This is a genomic window from Thermaerobacillus caldiproteolyticus (assembly GCF_013761245.1).
In the GTDB taxonomy this organism is placed as follows: Bacteria; Bacillota; Bacilli; order Bacillales; family Anoxybacillaceae; genus Thermaerobacillus; species Thermaerobacillus caldiproteolyticus.
Window position 1 is genome coordinate 172,736 of record NZ_JACDUT010000008.1, and the last position, 25,377, is coordinate 198,112.

General features: G+C 39.4%; 21 protein-coding genes and 3 pseudogenes. 6 read left to right on the plus strand and 18 right to left on the minus strand.

The window, feature by feature from the left end; genetic code table 11:
- Positions 1 to 80 precede the first annotated feature (80 nt).
- The 5 genes from HNR31_RS13340 to HNR31_RS13360 form a co-directional block, all read right to left on the minus strand.
- The gene (locus tag HNR31_RS13340) at positions 81 to 1,493 is read right to left on the minus strand and encodes a glycoside hydrolase family 1 protein (protein WP_181556719.1); all 1,413 of its coding nucleotides are present in this window, start codon (positions 1,491 to 1,493) and stop codon (positions 81 to 83) included.
- A 17-nt stretch (positions 1,494 to 1,510) separates the two neighbouring features.
- Positions 1,511 to 2,821, minus strand: a complete 1,311-nt coding sequence (gene celB, locus HNR31_RS13345) for a PTS cellobiose transporter subunit IIC (protein WP_181556720.1) — start codon at positions 2,819 to 2,821, stop codon at positions 1,511 to 1,513.
- Positions 2,822 to 2,836: 15 nt separating this feature from the next.
- The gene (locus HNR31_RS13350; RefSeq protein ID WP_181556721.1) at positions 2,837 to 3,169 is read right to left on the minus strand and encodes a PTS lactose/cellobiose transporter subunit IIA; all 333 of its coding nucleotides are present in this window, start codon (positions 3,167 to 3,169) and stop codon (positions 2,837 to 2,839) included.
- On the minus strand, positions 3,170 to 3,481 hold the full coding sequence (locus HNR31_RS13355) for a PTS sugar transporter subunit IIB (RefSeq protein WP_181556722.1): 312 nt from the start codon (positions 3,479 to 3,481) through the stop codon (positions 3,170 to 3,172).
- Positions 3,482 to 3,733: 252 nt separating this feature from the next.
- Positions 3,734 to 4,030 carry a MerR family transcriptional regulator gene (locus tag HNR31_RS13360; RefSeq protein ID WP_181556723.1) on the minus strand — a complete coding sequence of 99 codons (297 nt, stop codon included), beginning with the start codon at positions 4,028 to 4,030 and terminating at the stop codon, positions 3,734 to 3,736.
- 175 nt (positions 4,031 to 4,205) lie between these two features.
- Between HNR31_RS13360 and HNR31_RS13365 the strand changes: the two genes are divergently transcribed.
- The 3 genes from HNR31_RS13365 (at position 4,206) to HNR31_RS13375 (ending at position 5,617) form a co-directional block, all read left to right on the plus strand.
- Complete coding sequence (locus HNR31_RS13365; protein ID WP_181556724.1) at positions 4,206 to 4,382, plus strand: Fur-regulated basic protein FbpA; 177 nt, start codon at positions 4,206 to 4,208, stop codon at positions 4,380 to 4,382.
- Entirely contained in the window at positions 4,382 to 4,519 is a 138-nt protein-coding gene (locus HNR31_RS13370) for a hypothetical protein (protein WP_181556725.1), read from the plus strand. The genes HNR31_RS13365 and HNR31_RS13370 overlap by 1 nt, the downstream gene beginning before the upstream one ends.
- A 714-nt stretch (positions 4,520 to 5,233) precedes the next feature.
- Entirely contained in the window at positions 5,234 to 5,617 is a 384-nt protein-coding gene (locus HNR31_RS13375) for an FAS1-like dehydratase domain-containing protein (protein ID WP_181556726.1), read from the plus strand.
- Positions 5,618 to 5,714: 97 nt separating this feature from the next.
- On the opposite strand, the gene HNR31_RS13380 is transcribed toward HNR31_RS13375, so the two are convergent.
- From HNR31_RS13380 to HNR31_RS18850, 3 genes are read right to left on the minus strand one after another with little or no spacing between them, the layout of a single operon-like run.
- Entirely contained in the window at positions 5,715 to 6,896 is a 1,182-nt protein-coding gene (locus HNR31_RS13380; protein WP_181556727.1) for an iron-containing alcohol dehydrogenase, read from the minus strand.
- A gap of 18 nt (positions 6,897 to 6,914) precedes the next feature.
- The gene (gene ahlS, locus HNR31_RS13385) at positions 6,915 to 7,763 is read right to left on the minus strand and encodes an AhlS family quorum-quenching N-acyl homoserine lactonase (protein WP_181556728.1); all 849 of its coding nucleotides are present in this window, start codon (positions 7,761 to 7,763) and stop codon (positions 6,915 to 6,917) included.
- A gap of 14 nt (positions 7,764 to 7,777) precedes the next feature.
- On the minus strand, positions 7,778 to 8,014 hold the full coding sequence (locus tag HNR31_RS18850; protein WP_308806359.1) for an aldehyde dehydrogenase family protein: 237 nt from the start codon (positions 8,012 to 8,014) through the stop codon (positions 7,778 to 7,780).
- 337 nt (positions 8,015 to 8,351) lie between these two features.
- Between HNR31_RS18850 and HNR31_RS13395 the strand changes: the two genes are divergently transcribed.
- Complete coding sequence (locus tag HNR31_RS13395) at positions 8,352 to 10,061, plus strand: sigma-54 interaction domain-containing protein (RefSeq protein ID WP_181556729.1); 1,710 nt, start codon at positions 8,352 to 8,354, stop codon at positions 10,059 to 10,061.
- Between the two features lie 71 nt (positions 10,062 to 10,132).
- Here the strand turns inward: HNR31_RS13395 and HNR31_RS13400 are convergent, their stop codons facing one another.
- From HNR31_RS13400 to xylF, 7 genes are all read right to left on the minus strand, one after another.
- On the minus strand, positions 10,133 to 11,161 hold the full coding sequence (locus tag HNR31_RS13400; protein ID WP_181556730.1) for an AI-2E family transporter: 1,029 nt from the start codon (positions 11,159 to 11,161) through the stop codon (positions 10,133 to 10,135).
- Between the two features lie 356 nt (positions 11,162 to 11,517).
- Positions 11,518 to 13,017 (minus strand): xylulokinase, encoded by a 1,500-nt coding sequence (xylB, locus tag HNR31_RS13405; RefSeq protein ID WP_181556731.1) that lies wholly within the window; start codon positions 13,015 to 13,017, stop codon positions 11,518 to 11,520.
- An 18-nt stretch (positions 13,018 to 13,035) separates the two neighbouring features.
- The gene (gene xylA, locus HNR31_RS13410) at positions 13,036 to 14,361 is read right to left on the minus strand and encodes a xylose isomerase (RefSeq protein WP_181556732.1); all 1,326 of its coding nucleotides are present in this window, start codon (positions 14,359 to 14,361) and stop codon (positions 13,036 to 13,038) included.
- A gap of 163 nt (positions 14,362 to 14,524) precedes the next feature.
- A complete protein-coding gene (locus tag HNR31_RS13415) occupies positions 14,525 to 14,785 on the minus strand; it encodes a hypothetical protein (protein ID WP_181556733.1) in 261 nt (86 codons plus the stop codon).
- 25 nt (positions 14,786 to 14,810) lie between these two features.
- Entirely contained in the window at positions 14,811 to 15,989 is a 1,179-nt protein-coding gene (locus tag HNR31_RS13420; protein WP_374058314.1) for a sugar ABC transporter permease, read from the minus strand.
- Positions 15,986 to 17,506, minus strand: a complete 1,521-nt coding sequence (locus tag HNR31_RS13425) for a xylose ABC transporter ATP-binding protein (protein WP_181556735.1) — start codon at positions 17,504 to 17,506, stop codon at positions 15,986 to 15,988. Before HNR31_RS13425 ends, HNR31_RS13420 begins: the two co-directional genes overlap by 4 nt.
- Positions 17,507 to 17,699: 193 nt before the next feature.
- Positions 17,700 to 18,770: a D-xylose ABC transporter substrate-binding protein gene (xylF, locus tag HNR31_RS13430; RefSeq protein ID WP_181556746.1), complete on the minus strand. Its 1,071-nt coding sequence runs from the start codon at positions 18,768 to 18,770 to the stop codon at positions 17,700 to 17,702.
- Between the two features lie 220 nt (positions 18,771 to 18,990).
- On the opposite strand from xylF, the gene HNR31_RS13435 reads away from it, so the two are divergent.
- Positions 18,991 to 20,184, plus strand: a complete 1,194-nt coding sequence (locus tag HNR31_RS13435) for an ROK family transcriptional regulator (RefSeq protein ID WP_181556736.1) — start codon at positions 18,991 to 18,993, stop codon at positions 20,182 to 20,184.
- A 697-nt stretch (positions 20,185 to 20,881) separates the two neighbouring features.
- Positions 20,882 to 21,544: pseudogene (locus tag HNR31_RS18855) on the plus strand (IS3-like element ISBth8 family transposase); the annotation flags it as partial.
- Between the two features lie 537 nt (positions 21,545 to 22,081).
- Here HNR31_RS18855 and HNR31_RS13440 read toward each other — a convergent pair.
- From HNR31_RS13440 to HNR31_RS13450, 3 genes and pseudogenes are all read right to left on the minus strand, one after another.
- Positions 22,082 to 23,152 (minus strand): aldose epimerase family protein, encoded by a 1,071-nt coding sequence (locus tag HNR31_RS13440; RefSeq protein ID WP_181556737.1) that lies wholly within the window; start codon positions 23,150 to 23,152, stop codon positions 22,082 to 22,084.
- A gap of 30 nt (positions 23,153 to 23,182) precedes the next feature.
- Positions 23,183 to 24,159, minus strand: a pseudogene (locus HNR31_RS13445) (aldo/keto reductase).
- Positions 24,156 to 25,182 (minus strand): annotated as a pseudogene (locus HNR31_RS13450) (Gfo/Idh/MocA family protein). Before HNR31_RS13450 ends, HNR31_RS13445 begins: the two co-directional pseudogenes overlap by 4 nt.
- Positions 25,183 to 25,377: the final 195 nt, after the last annotated feature.

Here is a 25,377-nt window from a genome sequence, read left to right on the forward strand (position 1 = left end):
TTAATTTTTCCTTGTCACAATCACAAACCCTTTGCAAAAAAGAGGTTATCCCTAAGATGAAGGGATAACCTTATCATCATTTAAAACCCATTGTTCTCCGAAAGCGCTTTAAACCAGTATCCGCTCTTTTTAATTGTTCGTTTTTCATTTTGCTCAAGGTCAACGGCGACAAGCCCATAACGATTTTTATACGCATTCGTCCAAGACCAGTTATCCATAAATGTCCATAGATGATACCCTTTCACATTCACGCCTTCTTCAATCGCTTTATGCACCCATTTTAAATGTTCGCGAATAAATTCAATTCGGTAATCGTCTTGGATCACCCCGTTCTCATCGCGGAACCGCTCTTCCCCTTCAACTCCCATGCCGTTTTCGGAGATAAAACATTCAATATTATTGTAGTTTTCCTTTATATTGATGAGAATATCATAAATTCCTTTTTCGTAAATTTCCCAGCCGCGATACGGATTCATTTTCCGTCCCGGCATCACGTAATAATCGAAAAATCTCTCCGGCATAAATGGTGCTTCTGGATTCGGAAGATGTTCCTTCGCTTTTACCCGTCTGGGTTGATAATAATTAATTCCGAGAAGATCAATCGTATTTTGTTTGATTAATTCCTTATCTTCTTCTTCCGTTACCGGCAAATGCCCATGTTCGCGTAAAAGTTCGACTAAATCTTGCGGATATTCCCCTGTTACTGCCGGATCTAAAAAGCTCCGATTGAAAAATAGATCAGCAATATGCGCAGCTCTCACATCAGCAGGATGAGCGCTTCTTGGATAAGAAGGAGTTAAGTTTAAAATAATGCCAATTTTTCCATCTTGGATATTCATCTGTTTAAACGTTTGAACCGCCTTGGCGTGAGCAATGATCGTATGATACGCCACTTGAACGGCTCTTTGAAAATCAACGACATTTGGATAATGAAAATCGTACAAGTACCCGCCTTCCACAGGAACAATCGGCTCATTATGCGTAAACCATTTTTTTACCCGATCACCAAACAACTCAAAACATATTTTTGCATACCGCACATACGCATCGACGACGTTACGGTTTTCCCATCCGCCAATTTTTTGCATCGCCAGCGGCATATCAAAATGGAATAAGTTCACAAACGGTTCGATATCATGGATAAGCAATTCAGTAATAACATCATGATAAAATTTGACCGCTTCCTGATTCACTTCTCCGACTCCATCTGGAATGAGCCGCGACCATGAAATGGAAAACCGAAACGAATTATGTCCTACTTCTTTCATTAGAGCAATGTCTTCTTTATAACGATGATAAAAATCCGAAGTCACTTCAGGACCGACACCGTTAAAAAAACGGTTCGGTTCTTTTTCATACCAATAGTCCCAAATGTTCGGCCCTTTGCCACCTTCTTTCGCCGCTCCTTCAATTTGTGTCGCAGAAGTTGCACTTCCCCACCAAAATCCTTTTGGAAAACGGAAAGAGATTTCCTGATTCGTCCGTTGCTTCATCTTCATCCCACCTTCGTTTAAGATGCCTGTTTCGCTGACTCTTCTTGTTCTTTTTGCACATTCATCCGGTCAATAAATTTTAAGAACGGGAACCAAATGATCAATACAATTGCAAAGTTCACAATTTGTAAGAGTCCTCCTGCTAACGAGTTGGTCGCCATAATACCATTGATAAAGATCGGTACCGTCCACGGAACCGTCACTCCTGTTGGCGGCGGTACAAGACCGGAAGACATCGCCAAATACGTCACAAAGGTAACGACCATTGGTGCAAAAATCCAAGGAACAAGAATGAGCGGATTCATCACGACAGGTAAACCGAAAATAATCGGCTCATTGACGTTAAAAATTCCCGGTCCAAGTCCTAGTTTTGCCACTTGTTTCATTTGCTTACTTCTCATAAAAAATAGAATCGCAGCAATAACAGCAAGGGTCATCCCTGTCCCGCCCATGCCAACTGTATAAATTTCAATAAATTGTTTGCTAATCACATGAGGAACTTTTCCCGTTTCCGTATACGCGTTCAAATTTTCAAGAGAAAGTGTATTCCAAATCGGGTCCATAACAGAGTTGATAATAATTTGACCATGCAAACCAAAAAACCATAAAATTTGTGTAACAAAAATCGCAATGAGCGTTGGAATAATACCGCTTCCCAGTCCAACTAACGGCGCTTGAACAAGCTTATAAATGACGTCATGCATATTTGTATGGAACGCTTGCGTAATCACAATATTTACAACAAGAAAAAATGTCAGTGTAACAACAGCAGGAATGAGAGCGGAAAACGATTTCGCAACCGCTGGCGGCACCCCTGCCGGCATTTTAATCGTAATGTTTTTTTGCACAATTGCCCGATAAATTTCTCCGGCAATAAACGCTGTAATCATCCCTAAAAACATTCCTTTTGCCCCTAATCGGTCAAGCGGGATCACATTTTGTACCGCTTCTTTCCCTTCCACATTCAGGATAAATGGTGTTAAAATAAAGAACGAAGCCAAGGCAATGGCGCCGCCAAATATCCCTTCCACATCATAACTTTTTGACAAGTAATAACCGATCCCGAACACAACAAAGATGGTCATAACTCCCATTGTTGATTGCGGAGCGACGTTTAAAATCGTTCGTAATGTATTTAAGCTGCCTTCGCTCATTACTTTGTCAAGAAACGGCAAGTTTGCAACAACAACCGCAATTGAGCCGAAAATCGTGAGCGGAAACGCTAACATAAACGCGTCACGTAATACTTGCAAATAGCGGTTATTGTTTAATTTTCCAGCAATCGGCAACAATATTTTACTCATTTTCTCAAATAACGATTGATTCATACGACCCGCCCCTTTTTAAAGGTTTCTTTCTTTCAATAACTCAATCAGCTCTTTCACTAATTCTTTCATTGATAACGTCGACATTAAGTGGTCCTCGGCATGCATTAATAATAACGAAAATTCCGTCTTTTCCCTGTTCGCTTCTTTTTGAACCAATTGAAAATGAATATGATGGGCGACACTCAAATCCGCTTCCGCTTCTTTCAATAGTTGCTCTGCTTCTTCTCTTTTTCCACCGCGGTATTCACGAAGCGATTGAATTACTTTGCTACGGGCATTTCCACTATGAAGAATCAATTGAAACGCAATTTGTTCATTTGTTAAATTTTCTAGCTGTAACTTTTCCATCTATTTTTCCCCCATTAATGTTAACGCTTGTTCATACGCTTTTTTTCCATCTGCCATGCCATATGCCATCATATCAATCACATCAACAGGAATCCCATATTTTTCTGCTTCTTTTTGGAGCTCACCTTTCAAAAAGCTCATCTGCGGGCCAATTAATACCACATCCGCTCTTTCCATTTCCTTTTTCGCCTGATCTTGTCCTACCGCCCAAATTTCCACTTCATCCCCGATTGATTTTGCATACTCCTGCATTTTGGTAACTAGTAAACTAGTAGACATTCCTGAACTGCAAGCAAGAAGAATTCGTTTCATCTTCATTCAACCCCTTTAACATGCATTTTATGATACCGCTTACAAAATAAATTATTATACATATTTCAAAAAATGTCTAGTCATTTATGTAAAAATATCTAATTTTTCATTCTATTTATCTATATTTTTGTAAACATATCTTTACATGTCTCCTCGATAATTACTGATTGAAAATCCTAGGCATTATCAAAGCGCACATCCCATCATTCATAAAATAAAAAATCCCCACCTAATATAAGGGATGGGGAGCACCTATGCCCGAAACCGAAAATGGGCATTCATCTGCCCTTGTAACATCTTTTGGCGAATTTCCTTTGTCATTTCGTTGCGAATCTCTCGCGTTGTTACTCCTTCTTCTCGCTTATTCGCAATATCCATTAACTGCTCGACATCCGCAAACGAGTATTTGCGAATCCCTTTTGAACGATCAGGAAAAATTAGTTTCCGTTCCTCATAATATCGGATTTGCCGTTGTGATAGCCCCGTTAATTCACTCACAATGCCAATGGAAATGACTTTCTTAAATTTGTATGAATCATCATAAGCCATATGCTTCACCTCTTTGTTATTTTTTCTAACATAATTATACGGAATTTTTTAAAATTCCGTTACCGTTTTGTCAAAAAAATTAACAAGTTTTATATTTTTGTGTAAGAAAATATAACAAAACAGGTGTCATACCAAACAAAGCATCGTATACTTAAAAATAAAAAGGAGTGAAAAAATGGGGAAACTCATTCGAACCGCGATTATCAAACAGAAACAATTTTATATTTATAAGCTCCTGAAAACAGGCCTGTTTCCAGATGCCAATGCACTTCGACAGTGGACGGTTAGCGAATTGCGCCGCGAATATGAGCGATATGGATTACAACAAAAAAAGAAACGGGGGAATAATTGATGGATCCAAAAGCTCTTGAACTGGCAAAGCGAATTGTTGAACTCGACTTACAACGCGATGCTGTTTTTGAGCAACTGATTTGTTTAATCGGCGACCGTGCTTATGAAGTATTGAGAACGATACAAAATCATGTATAGTGTGAAAGGGCAGTTTTACGCTGTCCTCTTTTGTGCTCTCACTTTCCTGTATTCTCTCAGGGAATTAAGCTCTTGTCGACGTAAGATCGACACAAAAGCTGATTATAAGAATTGTTCCATTTTTATCCATAAAAAACAAGCTCTTCTACTCAATAAAACATAATTACACAATATCTTAACAGGACAATAAAGCCGCCGGATGACAAAAATCGCTAAGTTCCCTTTACCGACTGCATTTGATCATTTTTGATGATCTGCTTACAACATTCGATTCGCTCTTCCAGCGCTAATATAATCGATAGTCTCGTGTACTCTTTTTATGTTTGCGTTCGATTTGTTGCAGTTCCCCATCTGACCAAAAGCACACGCTGAATCATTTCCACAGTTAACTCACCGGATCTGACTTGGATCCAGTCCCATTGAAACAAATGTTCACATTCAATCACAACACCATCGTATGGCTGTCGTGTTCTTTGATCCACGTTTTAAACGAAGGAACTGTCATTTTCCGAACAAGTGCTTTTTTCACTTTGGGCCCAAATAGGTTCGCTCGTAGTCCCCCCCTACACCCCTTTCTATTTATATAACAGCTCTTATTTTTATTAGAGGACGTTGTCGAACAATCCAAGATTCTAATGGTTACAGTTTTTGTTGTAAAATAGGATTGTATAAATATATTGAATATTCATTTTTTTGGTTAGGAGGGAAAACATTATGGATCTCAAAGTGGGCGATGTCTTTACATGGAAACGAACATTTATCGATAAAGAAACGTTGCAATTCGCCGGACTCTCAGGTGACATGGGAAGACATCATATAGAACGTGATGAAAAAGGGCGGCTTATGGTTCACGGATTGTTTACCGCCAGCATCGGCACAAAAATCGGTGGGGATTTGAACTACATTGCAAAAGAAATGAACTTCCAATTTCTTCGACCTGTATTTACGGGGGACACCATTACATGCGAATTAACAATTACCGAAGTCGAAGAGAAAGAAAGATACAAACAAGTCGCTGTAAAATCGGTATATCGAAATCAAGACGGAAAAGAAGTGCTAGTTGGAACAAGTAAAGGAATCATTAAAAACGAAATGTAGCTCCTTCAAATGTTTCCAACAATAAAGGTCTGTTCCCCTTGTCATTTCACCGTAAAGGAGCAGACCTTCTTAATTATTATTTATTTAAAATGTCCTTTTATCTTGGTTCCGCTACAACACCATCAAAAGCGGCTCGATAAATCGCTCTTATATCGTCTTCTAACAATGGCAAAGGACTGCGCGCTAACAGCCGTTTTTGCTTCACCGCATCTTGTGTTAAACGCTCTAAAGCTGTTTCCGGTATATGAAAACCGCCAAGCGTTCTCGGAATCCCTACATCACGCACAATTCTTTCAAGTTCCTCAACACATCGATAAGAATCTTCCTCCTCAGAAAGATAACTAGAATTTCCACCTAAAGCATTCAAAATATCAGCCATCCGCTTCGCACAACTCTTTCGAATATATCCCATTACATATGGAAGCAATACCGCATTCGATTCACCGTGCGGAATATGAAATTGCCCGCCTAACGGATACGCAAGAGCATGAACACCGGCGACACCGGCATTGAAAAACGCCAAGCCCGCTAGATAGCTGCCGTTGCTCATGTCGATTCTTGCTTGTTTGTCATTCCCATTTTCGACAGCCTTTCGTAAGGAGCGCGCAATAAGGCGAATGGCTTGAAGCGCTAGGCCATCCGTCGTCGGACTTGCATTGACGGAGACATATGCTTCCACCGCATGAGTCAATGCGTCAATTCCCGTTGCCGCGGTCACGCGAGGCGGAACAGAAACGGTCAACTCTGGATCAACAATCGCCACATCGGCTAAAAGATAATCATGTGTTACAACATCTTTCGTTGTATCTAAAGAAAGAACGGAAATGTTCGTCACCTCAGAACCCGTTCCTGAGGTAGTTGGAATCAATATTTTCGGCAATCCTTTTTTATGCACTTTTTTCGTTCCGGTCAAATTCAGGTAATCAGCAGCCGGTCCCTCATGTACCGCTAAAACCGCCGCTAATTTCGCCAAATCCATGGCACTTCCCCCACCGACGCCAATAACCATATCAAAACGTCCTTGGCGGGTAAATGAAACTAATTTCTCTCCAATTTCTAATGGTGGTTCTGGAACGACATCCGAATAAACATAGACATCATATCCTTGTTCTGTAAGAGGACGGATAACCCGTTGAACGAGACCGATTTTCTCAAGTACCGGATCTGTTACCACTAATATTTTCTTCGGGGAAAATCGTTCGACTTCAGGAATCAATTGCTCCAATGATCCCCATCCTACATAGTTCAGCGGTGTAAATACAATTCGTGAAACACTCAATTCGCTCCCTCTCCTTTCTTACTCGTAGTATCCTTCCGTAGATTTACGGAACTTCTTAAATTGTTCAGAATCATGACCAAACCAAACTTGCGAATTCGTTTCTTTAGCGATTTGACGTATTCTTTCCACTGTATTCATATAACCGAGAGAGTCATAAATAATGCCCGGCGGCTTAATCGGTGGCCCATAACTTTCCGCTGTATAAATCGCATCAGATGCAAGAATAATCCCACCTGTTTCAGGCAATTCCACATGCAGTCCAATCATTCCCCATGCATGCCCGCTTCCAAAATTCAGAACCTTAATTCCCTCTGCAAGAATAATATTGTCCTCATGCCGCTTCACTGTACGCCATTGAAGATTATTTTTAATCCACGCATCAATGTCTGCCCAAATATATGCTCCTTCCTTTTGATTGCGAGCGTAACATTGAAGTGTACCGTTAAGCTCATCTTCATGTACAATAATCGTTGCATTTGTAAACATTTCTAAACATCCCGCATGATCTAGGTGAAGATGGGAAGCAACGACATATTTAATATCTTCCGGTCTTACTTTTAACTCCTCTAGCCGATTGTGAAGATAGCACTCTTCACTTGCCGTCCACGGAAACATTTGCTGTGTAGATTCTGCCCACCGGCCTTGTGGTCCCATCGAATTCGGATTACAAGCAGTATCAAAAAGAATTTTTCCTTCCGGATGATCGATCAAAACCGTATAAATCGGAAATTCTACGAATTCGGTTTGTGCATTCGGATTGTGAATTGTCGCTGGATTATGCATTGCAATCATCCAGTTTTTATCCATTCTCATCCGTCCATTATCCATGACATAAAGCTTTGGACGCGGTTTTATAACATTTGACATTAAAAACTCCTCCCCTAATCAATTTTTGAAATAAACTTTAATTCTGTCATTTCTTGTACAGCATATTCCCTCTCATACCCGTAACCGCTTTCTTTTACTCCCCCATAAGGCATATAGTCGACGCGAAACGTAGGGATGTCATTGACAATCACAGTGCCAGATTCAATCCGCCGCGCTGCATATAAAATATTGGCTGTATAAACCATGTGCAGAAGCATTGAGCCTTTCGATAGCCTCTTGTAATTCTCAATACGGAACGACGAAACAACCGGTGCAAAAACTTCCTAGCACGAAACCGCCGTATCCTTCTTTACATCAAGCAAATCGTTGGAGAATAAATCGAACCGTTTCTTTGGGTATTCACTCTCGCCCCTTTCTTTTTTATTCATCCAATAATAATGCAAATACCGTGCCAACACCAATAATATTCTTAAAATACAAAATTTTAGAAATATATATAATAAATATGGTGAAAAAAATCACCATAAAAAGGAGAATCCTAAAAGAACACCGAATAGGCTTAGTAGTGATTTTTTTCACCACATGTTGAATTTTTTCACCACCAACAAAAATAAGGAGGGCCTCTATATGAAGCAAATAATCATAGATCCTCATATATGGGAAAGCATTTTTTCCTCTATCCATAACGCGGTCATTGTTGTAGATCGAAACAGGAAAATCTTATTAATCAATTCCTCTGCCAAAAAACTTCTCCAGATAGAAAACGAAAATTGGGAAGGAAAAGATATACGTGATCTGATTCCAAGCACCCAGCTTCCTCATGTGTTAGAGAGTGGAACAAGTTCGATCGGGGTAAAAATGAACATCGCGGGACGCCAATGTCTCGTCAATCGAACTCCATTGTACCGAAACAGCGAATTAATCGGAGCGATCGGTGTCCTCCAAGATATATCGCAAATGGAACACTACCATTCTCTGTTTAAGCAAATGGAAACGATTATCGAATTTTCGACAGATGGCATTTATGTCGTCGACCAAAACGGTATTACGATCATGGTAAACTCCGCTTACGAAGCCATTACAGGGTTCCGACGAGAAGAACTTGTCGGAAAGCATATGTATGATTTGGTGAAAAAAGGATATTTTGATCAATCCGTTTCTCTTCTCGTTTTACAACAAAAAAAGCGAATTTCCATCTTGCAAAAAATCGGCCGAAAAAAGGATTTCATTGTCACTGGAAACCCTGTTTTCAATGAGCAAGGTGATATTGAAATGGTCGTAACAAGCGTTCGGGACATCTCTCATCTCATTCAAATGAAAACAGAACTAGAAAAGGCAAAAAGTTTCTCGAAAATGAGCCACCACCGCTATACGTTCTCCGTTGACGGCTCAGATGAGCAAATCGTTTTTCACAGCCCCTCTATGAAACAACTTTTTGACAAAGTTCAACAAATTGCTCCTTACCCTACTACTGTTTTACTAACCGGTCCATCTGGTGTAGGAAAAGAAGTCATCGCTAACCTTATTCATAATCTAGGTCCGCGAAAGGACAAGCCGTTTATTAAAGTAAACTGCGGGGCTATACCAGAAGCATTGCTCGAATCCGAATTATTCGGTTATGAAAAAGGGGCATTTACAGGAGCGCGGCAAGACGGAAAAATCGGCCTATTAGAATTAGCAGACAAAGGGACAATCATGCTCGACGAAATCGGGGAAATGCCATTATCGCTGCAAGTAAAGTTATTGAGGGTGCTGCAGGAAAAACAAGTGCAACGAATCGGAAGCCACAAAACGAAAAAGCTGGACGTCCGCATCATCGCGGCAACGAACCGAAATTTAAAAGAGCTGATTTCACAAGGAAAATTTCGCGAAGATTTATATTATCGGCTGCAAGTCATTGAAATGTATATTCCTCCATTAGCTGAACGCCCTGAAGATATCGAACCGCTGCTTGACCATTACTTTTCATTTTATTGCAAGCTCTACCGTATCGATAAACATTTATCTCCAAAAACAAAGGAAATTTTGCAGCATTACCACTGGCCGGGAAATGTAAGGGAGCTGAAAAACCTGATGGAAAACATGGTCGTTTCCGTCCCATCCCAACTGATCGAACCGCACGATCTTCCTTTACATATTTATGACCAAACGACCTCCACATTTCCGCTCACGCTCAAAGAACGGGTCGAACAGTTTGAAAGACGCCTCATCTATGAAGCAATCGAAAAACATACATCGCTGCGAAAAGCAGCACAGCAGCTAGGGATCGATCATTCCACGCTCGTGAAAAAACTAAAAAAGTGGAAGAAAGCTGAAAAAACGCCGCGCCGGCACTAATATACCAGCGCGTTGCGTTCTTTCGCTTATCGTTCTAAACCTTCTTGAACGGCTTAAATCCATATTCACACTTATTCATCATCGTCATCCCGTTTTCCCTGCACTGTCTTTACTCCCAATACATCAAGAATAAATACAAATACAGGAATCCCTAAAATCAACCCCCATACACCAAAAAAGTGCTCTGAAAAAATCAAAACGATAAACGTATAAAAAACGGGCAAATTTGTCTTCGAGGACATCAATTTCGGATTTAAAACATACGCTTCCAGCGCGTGAATAACGGCGATCATAATGAGAATGTAAACGACTTTCATTACTCCGCCTATACTATAAGCAATAAAGCATAGCGGAAACAACGAAATGATTACGCCCGCAACAGGAATCAAACCGAGAAAAAAGATTAGTATCCCCAGCCCGAATAATTGTGGGAATTCCATCATCCACAAGCACGCTACCGTAATCGCCATATTAATTGTTGCGATGATGAATTGAGCCTCAATGACTTTTCCAAACGTACGGGCAAATTTTTTCCCGAAATATTCCAACTCATCATAAAAAGGGCTGATTTTGCTATATTTAAAACGATTCGTGAACGAAATAATCCGCTCTTTTTCCAGAAGGAAAAATAAACTTAAAATTAACGCAAGCAAAATTTGCAGACCGACGCTGCTAATATCGCTGAAATATTTGATTAAATACGTCATTCCAAAATTCAGATAAGTAGTAATTTCATATTGCTTCAGTTGCTCGATAATGTAATTAAACACAATATTATCTTTGGGCTTCGAATAAAATTCTGTAAGCTGTTTGATCAGCTGCGAAATCTCGTTAATAACGATCGGCAAATATTTGACGACGCCGTAGACAAGGATAGAAATGACCGCGGCATACAGTAGCAGCACAATAATTTTCCGATTGATGCGAATCCTTTTAGAAATAAAGTCAACAAGACCATTCATTAAAAAAGAAAAAATAAAGGTAAGCAAAATAATATTTAAAATACTTCGAACTAAATAGAGAATAAAAATTAAAATAGAAAAAATAACAATTCTCTTCCACGTCGATCTCTTGAAAAATTGCATGATTTCTGATCCCACTCATCCATCTCCTCATTACTAAATAGAGTTTTTACCACTATTGATTTTACCGTACACTCACAAAAAATTTAATAAAAATTTCTGCTATATCGAATTTAAACAAGCCTCTTTATTATTATCGATACACGAGAGGAAGAAAGCAAGCGGACGAACTCACTGATTTGCAGTTTTTTCTGCATCAGTGCAAGAACAAGGAGCCAATTTGCTTTCAAGATGACCTATGAGCGATGCACCCGCCTGTTCATATAAATTGTTTGCTCGAAAATGATCGTTTTCATAATGCCCTAACTTAAAGAGGAGTCCATCACTGACATAACAATGCGCCGGCACGAAATGCACCGGCGCGCATAGAAAAATTAGTTCCGAAATGCTTTTAACTTTTTTGTCATCTCTTTTGTTTGCGGATAAATCTCGCGGTAAATAGCAAATAACTCCTGGTAACGTGCTACCGCTTCTTTTTGCGGCTCAACAACAAGCTCTACCTGCTTAAACACATCCGAACATTGCTCGAGCGAATCAAACCAGCCGCAGCCATACGCAGCAATCATGGCCGCTCCTAATCCTGGACCTTGCTCATTTTTTAATTTTTCCACTGGAATCGCAAAGATGTCTGCCTGCAATTGCAGCCATTCCCTGCTTTTCGCTCCCCCGCCGATGGAAACGACCGACTCGACCGTTTTTCCGCTTGCCTTCATTATCTCTACCGATTCATTTAGCGAAAAGGTGATTCCCTCCATTACTGCGCGCGCAAAATCCCACTTCGTTTGCGAAGAGTCGATCCCGATAAAGGAGGCGCGGATATCGGCATCGGCATAAGGAGTTCTCTCCCCGACCAAATATGGGGTAAACAACAAGCCATTGGCACCAATCGGTGATTCATAGGCCCGTTTGACAATATCGGCAAACGGGACATTTTCCATAAACATGCGCTTCCACCAGTCAAAACTATACCCGGCGGCCAATGTCACCCCCATAATATAGTAGGCATTCGGCTTGGCATGATTAAAATAATGAACTTTTCCAGCAAAGTCTTTTTCTCCTGTTTGCTCGTACGCCAAAACGACACCGGATGTACCGATGCTGCACATCATACGCCCTTCCGATAAAATTCCAGCGCCAACTGCACCGCAAGCATTATCGGCACCGCCGGCAAAAACTTTTACATTTGTAGATAGTCCAGTTTCTTCCGCGATTTCTGGAAGCAACGTTCCGACATATACCGTTGATTCGACTAAAGGAGGGCACAGCTGAACATCAATGCCAAGGACGTCGCAAATAGGCTGGCTCCATGTCTTATTTTTAACATCTAACAACAACGTCCCCGCCGCATCGGAATATTCCATCGCAATGTGTCCCGTAAGACGGAAACGGACGTAATCCTTTGGCAGCAAAAACGTATACGCACGCTCATAAAGATGCGGTTCATGCTTTTTCACCCACAACAGCTTCGGCAGCGTAAACCCTTCTAAAGCACGGTTTTTCGTAATCGATAATAACGCTTCTTTCTCCACTTTCTCCTCAATTTCCCGGCATTCTTCCGTTGTCCTCGTATCGTTCCACAGAATCGCATTTCGCAGTACGTTCCGTTCCTTATCTAAAAGCACAAGTCCGTGCATTTGGCCGGAAAAACTCAATCCACCAACAGAGTCAGGAGAAACATGGGAAACTTCTAATAACTTTCTTAAAGCAACAATCGTTTTTTCTACCCAATCCTCAGGATTTTGTTCACTATATCCGGACTGGGGCTGATATAAGGGATAAGTTTCTGTCCACTCTCCCTTTACATTTCCATTCCGATCCACAAGCAGCGCCTTTACTGCACTTGTCCCTAAATCCACACCAATGACATGATCCAAGACTATTCCCTCTTTTCATCAACGGATTGCACAAACTTCAAGCAAGTATTGATTCAACAACGTTTTCAATCGTTCTTGTCTACCCGATTGATTTTGGATTTCCTCTAGCTGTAAAGCATATTCTTCCAATTTACGAAAATCCGCCGTTCCTTCCACAATTTCACGTCCAATTCCTTCTGTATAACTTTTGTACCGTTCTTCAATAAACTCATCAAAAACACGGTCTTCCATCAATCGATGAGCGACTTTTAATCCAACGGCAAAACTGTCCATTCCAGCGATATGAGCGTAAAACAAATCTTCTGGTTCGAACGATCCTCTTCTTACTTTAGCATCAAAATTCAAGCCGCCACGGCCAAGGCCGCCGTTTTTCAAAATTTCATACATTGCTAGAGTCGTAGAATATAAGTCTGTCGGGAATTCGTCCGTATCCCATCCTAATAATGTATCTCCCTGATTCGCATCCACAGATCCTAACATTCCGTTAATTCGCGCCAATCTGAGTTCATGCTCAAATGTATGCCCAGCAAGCGTTGCATGGTTCGCCTCGATATTGAACTTAAAATAATCTTGTAGCCCGTATTTTTGCAGAAACGCTAAACCCGTTGCCACATCAAAATCGTATTGATGTTTCGTCGGTTCTTTCGGTTTTGGTTCAATTAGAAATTGGCCGTCAAATCCGATCTCTTTTGCGTAGTCAACCGCCATATGTAAAAAGCGCGCTAAATTATCAAGTTCCAGTTTCATGTCTGTGTTTAAAAGCGTTTCGTATCCTTCCCGTCCGCCCCAAAATACGTAGTTTTCCGCTCCTAATCGTTTCGCAATTTCCAATCCTTTTTTTACTTTAGCCGCTGCATAGGCAAATACATCAGCGTTGCAAGAAGTGGCGGCACCATGGACAAAGCGAGGATGGGTAAATAAATTCGCCGTATTCCAAAGCAGTCTCGTTTTGCTTGTTTTCATATATTCTTCAATCATGTCTACGATAATATCTAAATTTTTGTATGTTTCTTTTAATGTTTCTCCTTCTGGTGCGATATCCACATCATGGAAACAGAAGAATGGGACATTTAATTTTTCAAAAAACTCAAAAGCAGCCTCTACACGCGCTTTGGCTAAGTCCATTCCGCTGTATTTGTTCCATGAACGGATCATATTGCCTGCACCAAACGGATCCGATCCATCTCCCGTAAACGTATGCCAATACGCAACCGAAAAACGCAAATGCTCCTCCATTGTTTTATCGCCAACTTTTTCCTCAGAGTTATAGTATTTAAAAGAGAACGGATTTTTTGATTTGGGACCTTCATATTGAATCACATTGATGTTTTTAAAATACGACATGCTTCATTCCTCCTACATTTTATATTTCTAAAATAGCTGTCCTTTTTAGAGCATCGATTTGTGGCCAACTACTTTTTGAAACGACTTCGGCAAAAGAGTAGCCAACTAGAATCGCATCCTCTGATTTCGTCCCCCGATTAATGGATTCCAGGCAAACGGTCGATCATGTTCGACTATATAACGATTGATAGGTGTAATTAATCATCGCGATTTTGATATCCTCATCCGTCACCAGCAAAGCACATTCGCCCAATTCACTGTTATAAAAGATACCATTATGACCACCGCTCGTGAGCCAACCAAAATTATCCTGTCGCTCAAACAACAAGGCATCATACTTATTTGTTGCCAAAAACCTCTTCTCCGCTGCAAATCCACCCCGATATCTTGAATTCTTTTTCACAGTATTTTCTTGAAACTCCATCCCCCTCCTTTTGAATGAAAGGTAATTACGCTTGTTGACTTTTGCTTGATATGTCAATCCAAACAGCAATAATGAGAATCAACCCTTTTACAATAAACTGCCAAAATGTTTCAATATTCATCATACTCATTCCATTATCAATACTCGCCATAATAAGGGCACCAACAATCGCACCCACAATATTTCCTTTCCCGCCCATTAGGCTCGTGCCACCAATAACACAAGCGGCAATCGCATCCAACTCATACATTTCTCCGCTACTTACAGCCGCCGCGTTAAGTCGGCTCGTTAAAATAATTCCAGCTACTCCTGAAAGCGCCCCCATTAAAACAAACACAGATAAAATTACTCTCTTAATGTTAATTCCTGAAAGTGCCGCGGCTTCAATGTTTCCACCAATCGCATAAATATATCGGCCAAATGGAGTTTTCAGGGTGATAAAAACGAAAATCGCAGCAAACAAAACAACAACGAGCATAGGAATCGGAATACCGTAATAGCGGTTTAACATGTAAACCAAAACAAGAATACATAACGAGTAAATGGTTACCTTCCCATAATCATTCATTTTTGTACGTACAGTTAAGCCTATCGATTGCCTTTTTTTGCGATTCCAAGCCGTCCAAACATATAACAAAACCATACTGATGATAGCTAGTACATATCCTGGTACGTAAGGAAGATAACTATTACCAATTATTTCAAAACTCTCTTCCAATGGGGCAATTGTTTGTCCTTTACTTATCCCTATTAAAATCCCCCGAAAAATTAACATTCCTCCTAAAGTAACAATAAATGCGGGTACACCGCGATAGGAAACCCACCAACCTTGCCAAAGCCCTGCAATAGCACCGATAGCAACGGCGACAATAATAACCGAAACTGTTCCCCATCCATACCAGACTTGTAGAATCGCCACGATTCCACCTGTTAATCCGACTAGCGATCCTACCGATAAATCAATATGTCCAGCTATAATAACCAGTGTCATACCGATAGCAAGGATTGAGATCACCGACATTTGCATAAATAAGTTTGATAGATTCCGAGAAGATAAAAACTCACCTTCCGTCAACATACCAAAAATAAGGGCGATGAAAATTAACGCAATAACAAGCGTGTAAGAACGAAAGTCAAATTTCACGCGCAAGCCACCTCGTTCATTTGAACGAGCAACCGTTTGTGTAGAGACTGTACTTTTCACCTTTGTTTCCCTCCCGTTGCACAAGCCATTATTTTTTCCTGTGTTGCGTCTTCCCTAGAAAACTCTCCAACAATCGCTCCTTCCGACATCACTAAAATGCGATCTGACATTCCAAGAACTTCTGGTAGCTCGGATGAAATTAAAATAATGCCGACCCCTTGTTGCGCTAATTCATTGATAATTTTATATATTTCGTATTTCGCCCCAACATCAATCCCTCTAGTTGGTTCATCTAAAATTAATATTTTTGGGCTATTTAACAACCATTTACTTAAAACTACTTTTTGCTGGTTTCCCCCACTTAGCTGAGACACTTTTACTTCAAGGTCCGGTGTCTTTAATTTCATTCTTTTTGTAATTTCTTCAGCGCTTTTTATTTCTAATGCATGATCGATGATGTTCAATTTGATAAGTTTCCTTAATGCAACAAGTGTGGAATTTTTAATAATATCCATTCCTAGCACAAGACCATATTTTTTACGATCTTCTGAAACATAGGCCATACCAACTTTAATGGCATCTGCCGGATTCCGAATAATCGTCTCTTTCCCATCAATAAAAACCGTTCCTTGTTTTTTTCCTTTATATCCGCCGAATAAGCTAGTGAAAAGTTCCGTTCTTCCCGCTCCCATTAACCCTGAAATACCGAGAATTTCTCCTTTTCTCAAAACAAACGAAACATCATCAATCACTTTCTTTCCAGTATCTACATTTATCACGGAATAATTTCTCACTTCCAGAACTGTCTCAGCAATCGGACGGGGTTCATACGGAAAAAGTTCATTTAACTCTCTTCCGACCATTTTCGTGATAATTTTATCTTCTGAAAGTTCCTCAATAGGATCGCTACTCACTGTTTGACCATCCCGCAAAACAGTAACGGTATCGGCTAACTCCATCACCTCGTTAAGCTTATGAGATATATAAATACACGTAACACCCTTTGCCCGAAGATCTCTTAAAATCGCTTTCAAAATATTGACATCACTATCTGTCAATGCTGCTGTTGGTTCATCTAAAATAATGATCTGTGTGTTCTTTGTAAGCGCTTTGGCAATTTCGATCAGTTGTTGTTTTCCAACCGTTAAATCACCGACTTTTGTTTCTGGATCAATATTTAAACCAATTTGTTTCAACCATTTTTGAGCTTCTGCATAAAGACGGTTCCAGTCAATCAATGTACCTCTCATGAACTCATGACCAAGAAACATATTTTCAGCAACCGTCATTTCTTCCACAAGCGCCAATTCTTGATAAATAATAGCGATCCCTGCATCTTGTGATTCTTTTATATTTCGAAACCGTACTTCCTCTCCATTGATCAAAATTTTCCCTTCGTACGAACCATACGGATATACACCACTTAAAATTTTCATTAATGTAGACTTTCCTGCACCATTTTCCCCGCAAAGTGCATGAATTTCGCCTTTACGCACCGAAAATGTAACGTTATTTAACGCACGAACACCCGGAAACTCTTTTATAATCCCTTTCATTTCTAAAATATATGGTTGCATACATCCCCACCCTACTAACAAAATTTTTAGCAAATGCTCGATTTTCCCTATCCGACTAATAGCTATACATGAACGACAACATAAAATAGATCTATCGATTACTGAGCATACCCATGATAAGCAACTTAATTTACATGCCATGGATACCAAAACATAAGTCGCTCAACTTCGAATAAAGTATGGTCTTGATGTATCACGGGCGCGGTGGGCGTTGGCTTTCCGGAACATTTTTATACACGTCATCATAGGAGTGAAATCCATCTTTAACGACAGTGTCGATAACATTCTCTTTATCTACCATAATCGGGTCCAGTTTAATAAATGGTACATCAACTTTACCATTGTTAACCGTTTGATCGGTGTTAGTACTTTCTCCTTTAGCGAGCTGAACTGCAACTTCCGCAGATTTTGTCGCAATACGCTTAATCGGTTTATAAACGGTCATCGATTGCGTTCCTTCAACAATTCGTTGAACGGCAGCTAAATCAGCATCTTGACCAGAAACCGCTACCTTTCCTGCCAAACCTTGAGCAGCCAAGGCTTGGATTGCACCACCAGCAGTACTATCATTTGATGCAACAACGGCATCAATCTTGTTGTTATTGGCAGTTAACGCATTTTCCATAATTTTTAACGCTTCAGATGCTTGCCAGTCTTTTGCCCATTGATCACCGACTACTTTAATGTCACCTTTATCAATAAGTGGTTTCAAAACATTCATTTGTCCTTCTCTGAACATTTTAGCGTTATTATCTGTAGGGGAACCGCCTAATAAGAAATAGTTTCCTTTCGGGACCTTTTGCACTAAATACTCCGCTTGCATTTCTCCTACGCGCACGTTATCAAAAGAAACATACGCATCGACATCAGCATTCATAATTAAACGGTCATAAGCCAATACTTTAACCCCTTCTTTTTTCGCCTGCTCTACGACTGGAGACAACGTCTCCGTATTGACCGCTATAATAACAAGTACATCTATCCCTTGAGATAACATATTTTGAATTTGTGATAATTGTTTCGCGCTATCGCCATTCGCAGACTGAACCAGTACCTCCGCTCCAAGTTCCTCTGCTCTTTTCACAAAAATATCGCGATCATGTTGCCATCTTTCTAGTGTAAGATCCGATACAGAAAATCCGATTCTAACTTTTTTATTTTTTCCAGATTCGTCTTCACCATTTTTGTTACCGTTTACATTTTGATTCGCAACATCCTGTCCACAAGCAGTCATCGAAAATACCAATACAAACAATAACAACATAGAAACAATAATTTTTACTACCCTTTTCAATTCAATCCCCTCCAGAACAAATCTAAATTTTTTGAACTTTCAATTAAATTATACCATTATGAACTTTGTTTGTCTAGTGAATAAACAAAGCGTATAATGAGTATATGGTAATCACCGTATAAAATATTGAACGGTTTAAACGGTTAGGTTACATTTATAAACAAGGTAAATAATCAATAAGGTGATGTAGATGAGGAAAATAACGGGAAATCAACATTTAATTAAGAAAATTAATAAGTCCCTTGTTCTTGACATGATAAAAAAACAAGGGCCTTTATCCCGAGCAGATGTAGCTCAACGCTCCGGATTAAATAAAGGTACTGTTTCTTCCTTAGTAAAAGAGCTAATAGATGAGGAATTCGTCTATGAAATAGGACAAGGAGAATCCAGTGGTGGACGACGACCTGTTTTATTATTATTTAATGAAAAAGCTGGGTATTCGATTGGTATTGACTTAGGTGTTCATTATATTTTAGGTGTACTAACCGATCTTCAAGGAAACATTATCAAAGAAAAAAGTATCACTTTCAATGATAAAACGTATGAAACTGTCATTTCGCTTGTAAAAGATACCATTCAATATTTGTTAAATGAAATGCCTGATAGCCGATATGGGTTAATCGGCATCGGAATTGGGGTACCAGGAATTGTCGACAAAGCTGGAAACATATTATTTGCTCCTAATTTATCATGGAAAAACATACCTCTTAAAAACGAAATTGAAAACATTTTTCATGTTCCTGTCATTATTGATAACGAAGCTAACGCAGGAGCGTATGGAGAAAAACGCCTCGGCGCTGGACAGGAATTTGATAACATCATCTATGTAAGTGCCGGGATTGGAATCGGGGTAGGTTTGATCCTCAAAGGAGAATTATACAGAGGATTAAACGGCTTCTCTGGAGAAAGTGGCCACATGATTATTCAAGTAGATGGAAAGCCGTGTAGTTGTGGAAGCAAAGGATGCTGGGAATTATATGCTTCTGAACAAGCTCTTCTTCAAGGAGCAAAACAACTACATACCCTTCCTTTAAAACAAGAGGAGCTTACATTGGAAAAATTACTAGAGTTAGCAACCAAACCACATAAAGAAGTGATTCAATTATTCAATCAAGTAGGCAGTTATTTAGGAATAGGAATCAATAATCTGATCAATACATTTAATCCCCAACAAATCATCATTGGTAACCGTCTATCTATGGCAAAGAATTGGTTAGAAAAGCCTATCAAGCAAGTAATCGAAGCATATACTTTACCATTTCATCAAACCAATTTAAGAATTGACTTTTCAAAATTATCGATTTATTCCACTGCATTAGGAGTCTCCTTTTTTGTCATTGAGAATTTTTTAAAGAGAGAAGAAGGGGCTGCTCTGTTCCTTTAAGTTAGTTAACTAACAAAACGGTGTGGTAAAACTATAATAAAAAATCAAAGTTGCGCATGAAAATATACATAATAAATAGCGGTTAAACCTATACCAACATGGTGTTTATCCGTTTAAATGATTGAATGTTTGCTCAGTCATTTTCCGAATTCCGTCTCCAGAAACAGTGGAATCACTCGACTATAACCATCTTTTCTCTCCTCACTATTCCGAGGATTGATGGGGAAAATAAAAAATTCGCATCTTGACAGACATTTTTGGTGTCATGCGCAGTGTCTCCGAGAGCAAACCAAACTCAATGCTCCATTCTTTCAATGATGGAAACTTACGGCCTATAGTAGGCACCCTTTCGATTCGCTGTTATAAAGATATGCGGTATTATGCTGTTGTACAGAGATATAATGATAGGCTTGGGAGTGAGTTTTTCCATCTGGCTTGAGAATCACAAAGACTGCTTCGGAGAGTTTGTACTATCGGAGATGACGACTCTCGAATACTGAACTCTTAAGTCTTTGAGAAGTTACAGAAAGAAGCGGAAAATCCTTTTTCGTAAAACCAATATACTGGCATGTGAAAACACAGAAAAAGATAGTATGATCCCCTACAGAAAAAAGAGAACATTTGATATGATGTTCTACCTGTGAGAGGATTTTTATGGGCTAAGAACTGAAAAAACTTTTGCTCATATTCAGAAGAGCTGAAACGTGAAGTCGTTCGTTTGAAATTGGAGAAGGACTGGTCTTGTCGGCAGCTCAGTGAACGTTTGGAAATGAAGAGTGGTATGCCGACTGCACAATGGGGCAAAAAGTTCAAATGGCGAGTCTTTTAAAGATCAACGAAGTGTGGAATCGTAAACTTTTTTCGAGTTTAGAAGAGAAAAATTCTTATTTGAAAGCGCAGGTGGAATACCTAAAAGGGCGCCATCCAAATCTACATGGGAAGAAGGATCCTAAAAGCTGAAAGGGTTCCTATTATTGATGAACTACGAATAAAATATCCACTCTATTAAAAACAAGTAGCACAAGAACCGATCGAGAACATCAAAGAGCCTGGCAGAAGACCTTTTGTTGAAAGGGCATCTATTAGCCATTCATAAGTTACACCCATACTTTGGATATAAACGCATGCGAGGGCATACTGATATAAGGTGTGTGGTGTTTTAAGTATCAAATCGGTGATTCGCAAGAAACGACTTTTCTGCAGACGAAGAAGTTCGGTAGTATTTCCTAATGTCCTAAACAGCGAATTCTATGCTGAGAATCTGTTCCAAAAACTTGTAATGGATATTACTTATATGCATGTGGGAAATATGTCTGCTTATTTGTTTGCAGTTTTAGATTTATATAACAATGAACCTGTATGCTCTCCCCCATAGTTGGGGCTCACCAATTGTAGTAGCATGTTCTAGTCTTCACTCCTTCATTCCATTGAACTTCAAGATACACAAAACGTTAATAAATTATATTTGTATACGGCCACGTTGGTTGTTGGAAAGACGCTCAACCGATGAATAAGTGAACTTTTGATTCTCTCGACTACAATACGAAACAATGATCCGTTGAAATTACTTTCAGCAAACAAAAAGCACTGAGCTTGGATCAATATCGAACCCGTCATGAACAAGCGATCATCAATTCACGTATATCTATTGAATGGTGGACCATTTGAGTAACTTGTCAATCGGTCTCGCGAGCTGAGATTGAGAAAATTTCACGATCTCATTGAGTTTATTTATGCGGAGTCCAACGAGGAATGCCACTGGTTTCTGTAAAAAAACAGATACAAGTGGCATAAAGGTACCTTCGTTTGCTCTTTTGAAATGGTAATTAATACAATGAATTTTGCTCATCTACTTATTAACACCAAAGCCTCTAGCAATGAAATTTAAGAAATATGATTAAGGAAGTACATGTTCATCATTTTTAATAATTCCAAACTTATACTTCGTTACCGAAGAATATTCCTTATCTTTTTCTAAGATATAGGAAGGAAAATGAGGATGATGAATCGCATCCGGCAATCCTTGTGTTTCTAAACAAATTCCCAAGTACTTTCGCGACGGCACTCCGCGAATTTCATAATCATCTTTTAATTGATTTCCTGTATATACCACAACACCAACTTCATCTGTTTCAACTGTCAAGGTGCGGCCATTCTCCGGATCCCATAATATAATCTCATTATCATGATGAACGTTTAATAAAAAGGGATGATCATATCCTTGTCCCACAAGTTCTATTTGTGGATGACCAGAAATAACTCCTTCCTTTATCGTTCTTCCATCTCGGAAATCAAAAGGAGTATTTGTTACATCTAAAATGCTGCCGGTCGGGATAAATTCCTTATCTAACTCTAAAAATCGATCGCTTTTTATTTTTAAGAAGTGATTTAAAACATCTCTTTTTAAATTGCCACTTAAGTTAAAATACGTATGATTCGTAACATTCAGCAACGTGTTTTGATCGGATTTCGCGTAATAAGAAATACAAAGTTCGTTCTCATTGTTTAATGTATAAGTAACTCGTATGTGTACATTCCCTGGATACCCTTCCTCTCCGTCCGGGCTTACGTATAAAAATTGAATACCGATTTCATTCTCTGTTTCAATGACAGCTGCTTCCCATACAACATTACTAAACCCTTTGAAACCGCCATGCAAATGATTGTTGTTTTCATTTTTATATAATAAATACGTTTTGCCATCCAGTTCAAAGCATGCGTCTTTGATTCTGCCAGCCACCCGTCCAACAACAGCGCCGAAATAAGGAGAATACTTTAAATAGTCATCTAAACAATCAAATCCTAATACTATATTTTCATAGTTCCCCTTATTATCAGGAGCTATGATCTTTGTAATAATACATCCATAATTCAGACAAGTTATCTCGATGCCATTATCATTTATAATAGTAAAAGCAGTCACTAGCTGACTATCAATCTTCCCAAACTTTTCCTGCATAACCTTCATTCCTATCCCCTTCTCTTTTTAATAATCTCCTCAAATAAAGATATGAACTTCCTTTTTATAAAACTCTCTTAATCTCTCCATTTCCTCTAAACTAAAAGGAAGAAACATGTATCGCCTGTAAGTTATCTTCTACTTGCTGTACCGTCTTAAACCCTGGAATCACACATGTGACAGAGTCATGGTCTAAAATCCAGTGAAGAGCTGCTCTTGTCATATTTCCTCTGCCGTTTGCTATCCACTTAAGCTGTTCACTAAGCTCTACCCCTTTATGAAACTCAAGGCCTGCAAATGTTTCTCCTACATTGAAATGTTGTCCGTCGCGATTGAAACTACGGTGATCGTTTTCTTCAAATTTTGTGTCTCTTTTGAACTTTCCTGTCAGTAATCCGCTTGCAAGAGGCAACCGTGCAAGTATACCAACTCCTTGCTCTTTTGCTTGCGGAAGTAACTGCTCTAGAGGTTTTTGACGAAAAATATTAAAAATTACTTGCAAAGCCTTCACATTCGGATTTGTTAGACAAAATAACCCTTCTTCACCAGTCTCCATACTAACACCGTAATAACGAATTTCCCCTTCTTTCTGCAATTTATCCAAAACGTCAAACACTCGACCATCCTTCAACACTTTAAGCAGAGGACAATGAATGAGTCTGATTATAAATCGATCCACTCGAGCTGTAGCCGCTTCAAATTCGCTTCGCAGTACCGTCTAATTGCTTCCTCGGAACACTTCTTGAAAATCATTAATGTTCCTGCTCGACAAAACTTCGTTGCAATATAAATTTCATCTTCCTTACCCTTTATAGCTTTTGCCAGAAGTTCTTCACTACGTCCATCACCATACACATCTGCCGTATCAAAGAAATTTACTCCTGCTTCAATCGCTCGATGGAGTCCTTTTAGCGATTCTCTTTCATCTGTTTTTCCCCATGATCCGCCGATCGCCCATGTGCCGAAGCTCACCTCGCTAATTCCCTTTCTGTATTTCCTAAGCGACGATAATTCATGAGAATCCTCCTTTTTCCCTATGGTTCAACATTATCACTTTGCCGGTTTCGATAGATATACGGCACGCATCGATAACTCGCGCATTTTGTATAATACCATTCTCTGAATAGAGCGGTTGTCGTCCTCTTATAATACAATCAGAAAAATGTTCAATTTCTAATACATATTGATCAGCTGAAATCACTTCTTCCTTAATTTCTCCATCATCCGTCCGAATCACGATTACTCCCTTTCCTTCATGTAAATCTGGTCGATATGCCCGCGGCACCTCAATTTTCCCTTTCGTGCCAATAATGTCGTACTCATTTCCAGGGAACATCTCAAAACTACAGTCGAATAATGCATGAACACCATTTTTCATTCTCATCCATCCGCTTGCAGACATGTCAATTTGATAACGTTCATGACAGTTAGCTTGAACATACAATTCAATAGGTTCCGTACTTAACAAATTTCGAATCGAATGGACACAGTAACACCCAACATCGAATAAACTCCCTCCACCTAACTTTGCATCCATTCTAATATTCGTCTCCCGGTCATGCAGATAAAAAGAAAAGCTCGAACTCATCAGTTTTACATCACCAATTTCGCCTGAGGCGAGGATCTCCTTGACCCTCTGATGCTGAGGATGAAACTGATACATAAATGCTTCCATAAAAATCACATTATTTTCTTTACAAGCTTCTATCATTCGTCTTACATCTGCTTCACACAAAGCAGCTGGCTTTTCACAAAGTACATGCTTCTTATGTTCGGCCGCCTTGATTGTCCATTCGACATGCATACTGTTAGGAAGAGGAATATATACAGCATCAATATTCGGATCTGCAAGCAATTTTTCGTAACTGTTATAAGCTGTAGGAATACCTAATTGCACAGCCGCCTCATGCGCTTTTCCACTTCCACTCGCAATCGCTACTACCTCCCTCCGCATTCTTAGCACGTTGAATAGCAGGAATTATAGTCTCTCTAGCAATATTAGCCGTACTTAAAATCCCCCAACGAACTTTTTGTTCCATATTTCATTCCCCATTTTATTTATTATAATATTTTTTCAAAAAATTTAAATTTATCTGTATAATAATACTAAAAACAAACAACCAACTAATTTTGTACAAATATATAAATTCAGTTTGAAATTCCGACATGTTTAACCAATGCCTATTCTTGTCTATACTGCTCCTAAACAGATGAATCAAAGGAGCGGATGAATG

Excerpts from the sequence above, each read along its gene's own strand:
- HNR31_RS13360 (WP_181556723.1), bottom strand. The coding sequence starts at position 4,030 with ATGGCTTATGATGATTCATACAAATTTAAGAAAGTCATTTCCATTGGC.
- HNR31_RS13425 (WP_181556735.1), bottom strand. The coding sequence starts at position 17,506 with ATGCAACCATATATTTTAGAAATGAAAGGGATTATAAAAGAGTTTCCG.
- HNR31_RS13340 (WP_181556719.1), bottom strand. The coding sequence starts at position 1,493 with ATGAAGCAACGGACGAATCAGGAAATCTCTTTCCGTTTTCCAAAAGGA.
- celB (WP_181556720.1), bottom strand. The coding sequence starts at position 2,821 with ATGAATCAATCGTTATTTGAGAAAATGAGTAAAATATTGTTGCCGATT.
- HNR31_RS13440 (WP_181556737.1), bottom strand. The coding sequence starts at position 23,152 with ATGAAGGTTATGCAGGAAAAGTTTGGGAAGATTGATAGTCAGCTAGTG.
- HNR31_RS13365 (WP_181556724.1), top strand. The coding sequence starts at position 4,206 with ATGGGGAAACTCATTCGAACCGCGATTATCAAACAGAAACAATTTTAT.
- HNR31_RS13415 (WP_181556733.1), bottom strand. The coding sequence starts at position 14,785 with ATGGAGTTTCAAGAAAATACTGTGAAAAAGAATTCAAGATATCGGGGT.
- HNR31_RS13375 (WP_181556726.1), top strand. The coding sequence starts at position 5,234 with ATGGATCTCAAAGTGGGCGATGTCTTTACATGGAAACGAACATTTATC.
- HNR31_RS13395 (WP_181556729.1), top strand. The coding sequence starts at position 8,352 with ATGAAGCAAATAATCATAGATCCTCATATATGGGAAAGCATTTTTTCC.
- HNR31_RS13355 (WP_181556722.1), bottom strand. The coding sequence starts at position 3,481 with ATGAAACGAATTCTTCTTGCTTGCAGTTCAGGAATGTCTACTAGTTTA.
- HNR31_RS13370 (WP_181556725.1), top strand. The coding sequence starts at position 4,382 with ATGGATCCAAAAGCTCTTGAACTGGCAAAGCGAATTGTTGAACTCGAC.
- xylF (WP_181556746.1), bottom strand. The coding sequence starts at position 18,770 with ATGTTGTTATTGTTTGTATTGGTATTTTCGATGACTGCTTGTGGACAG.
- xylA (WP_181556732.1), bottom strand. The coding sequence starts at position 14,361 with ATGTCGTATTTTAAAAACATCAATGTGATTCAATATGAAGGTCCCAAA.
- HNR31_RS13350 (WP_181556721.1), bottom strand. The coding sequence starts at position 3,169 with ATGGAAAAGTTACAGCTAGAAAATTTAACAAATGAACAAATTGCGTTT.
- ahlS (WP_181556728.1), bottom strand. The coding sequence starts at position 7,763 with ATGTCAAATGTTATAAAACCGCGTCCAAAGCTTTATGTCATGGATAAT.
- HNR31_RS13435 (WP_181556736.1), top strand. The coding sequence starts at position 18,991 with ATGAGGAAAATAACGGGAAATCAACATTTAATTAAGAAAATTAATAAG.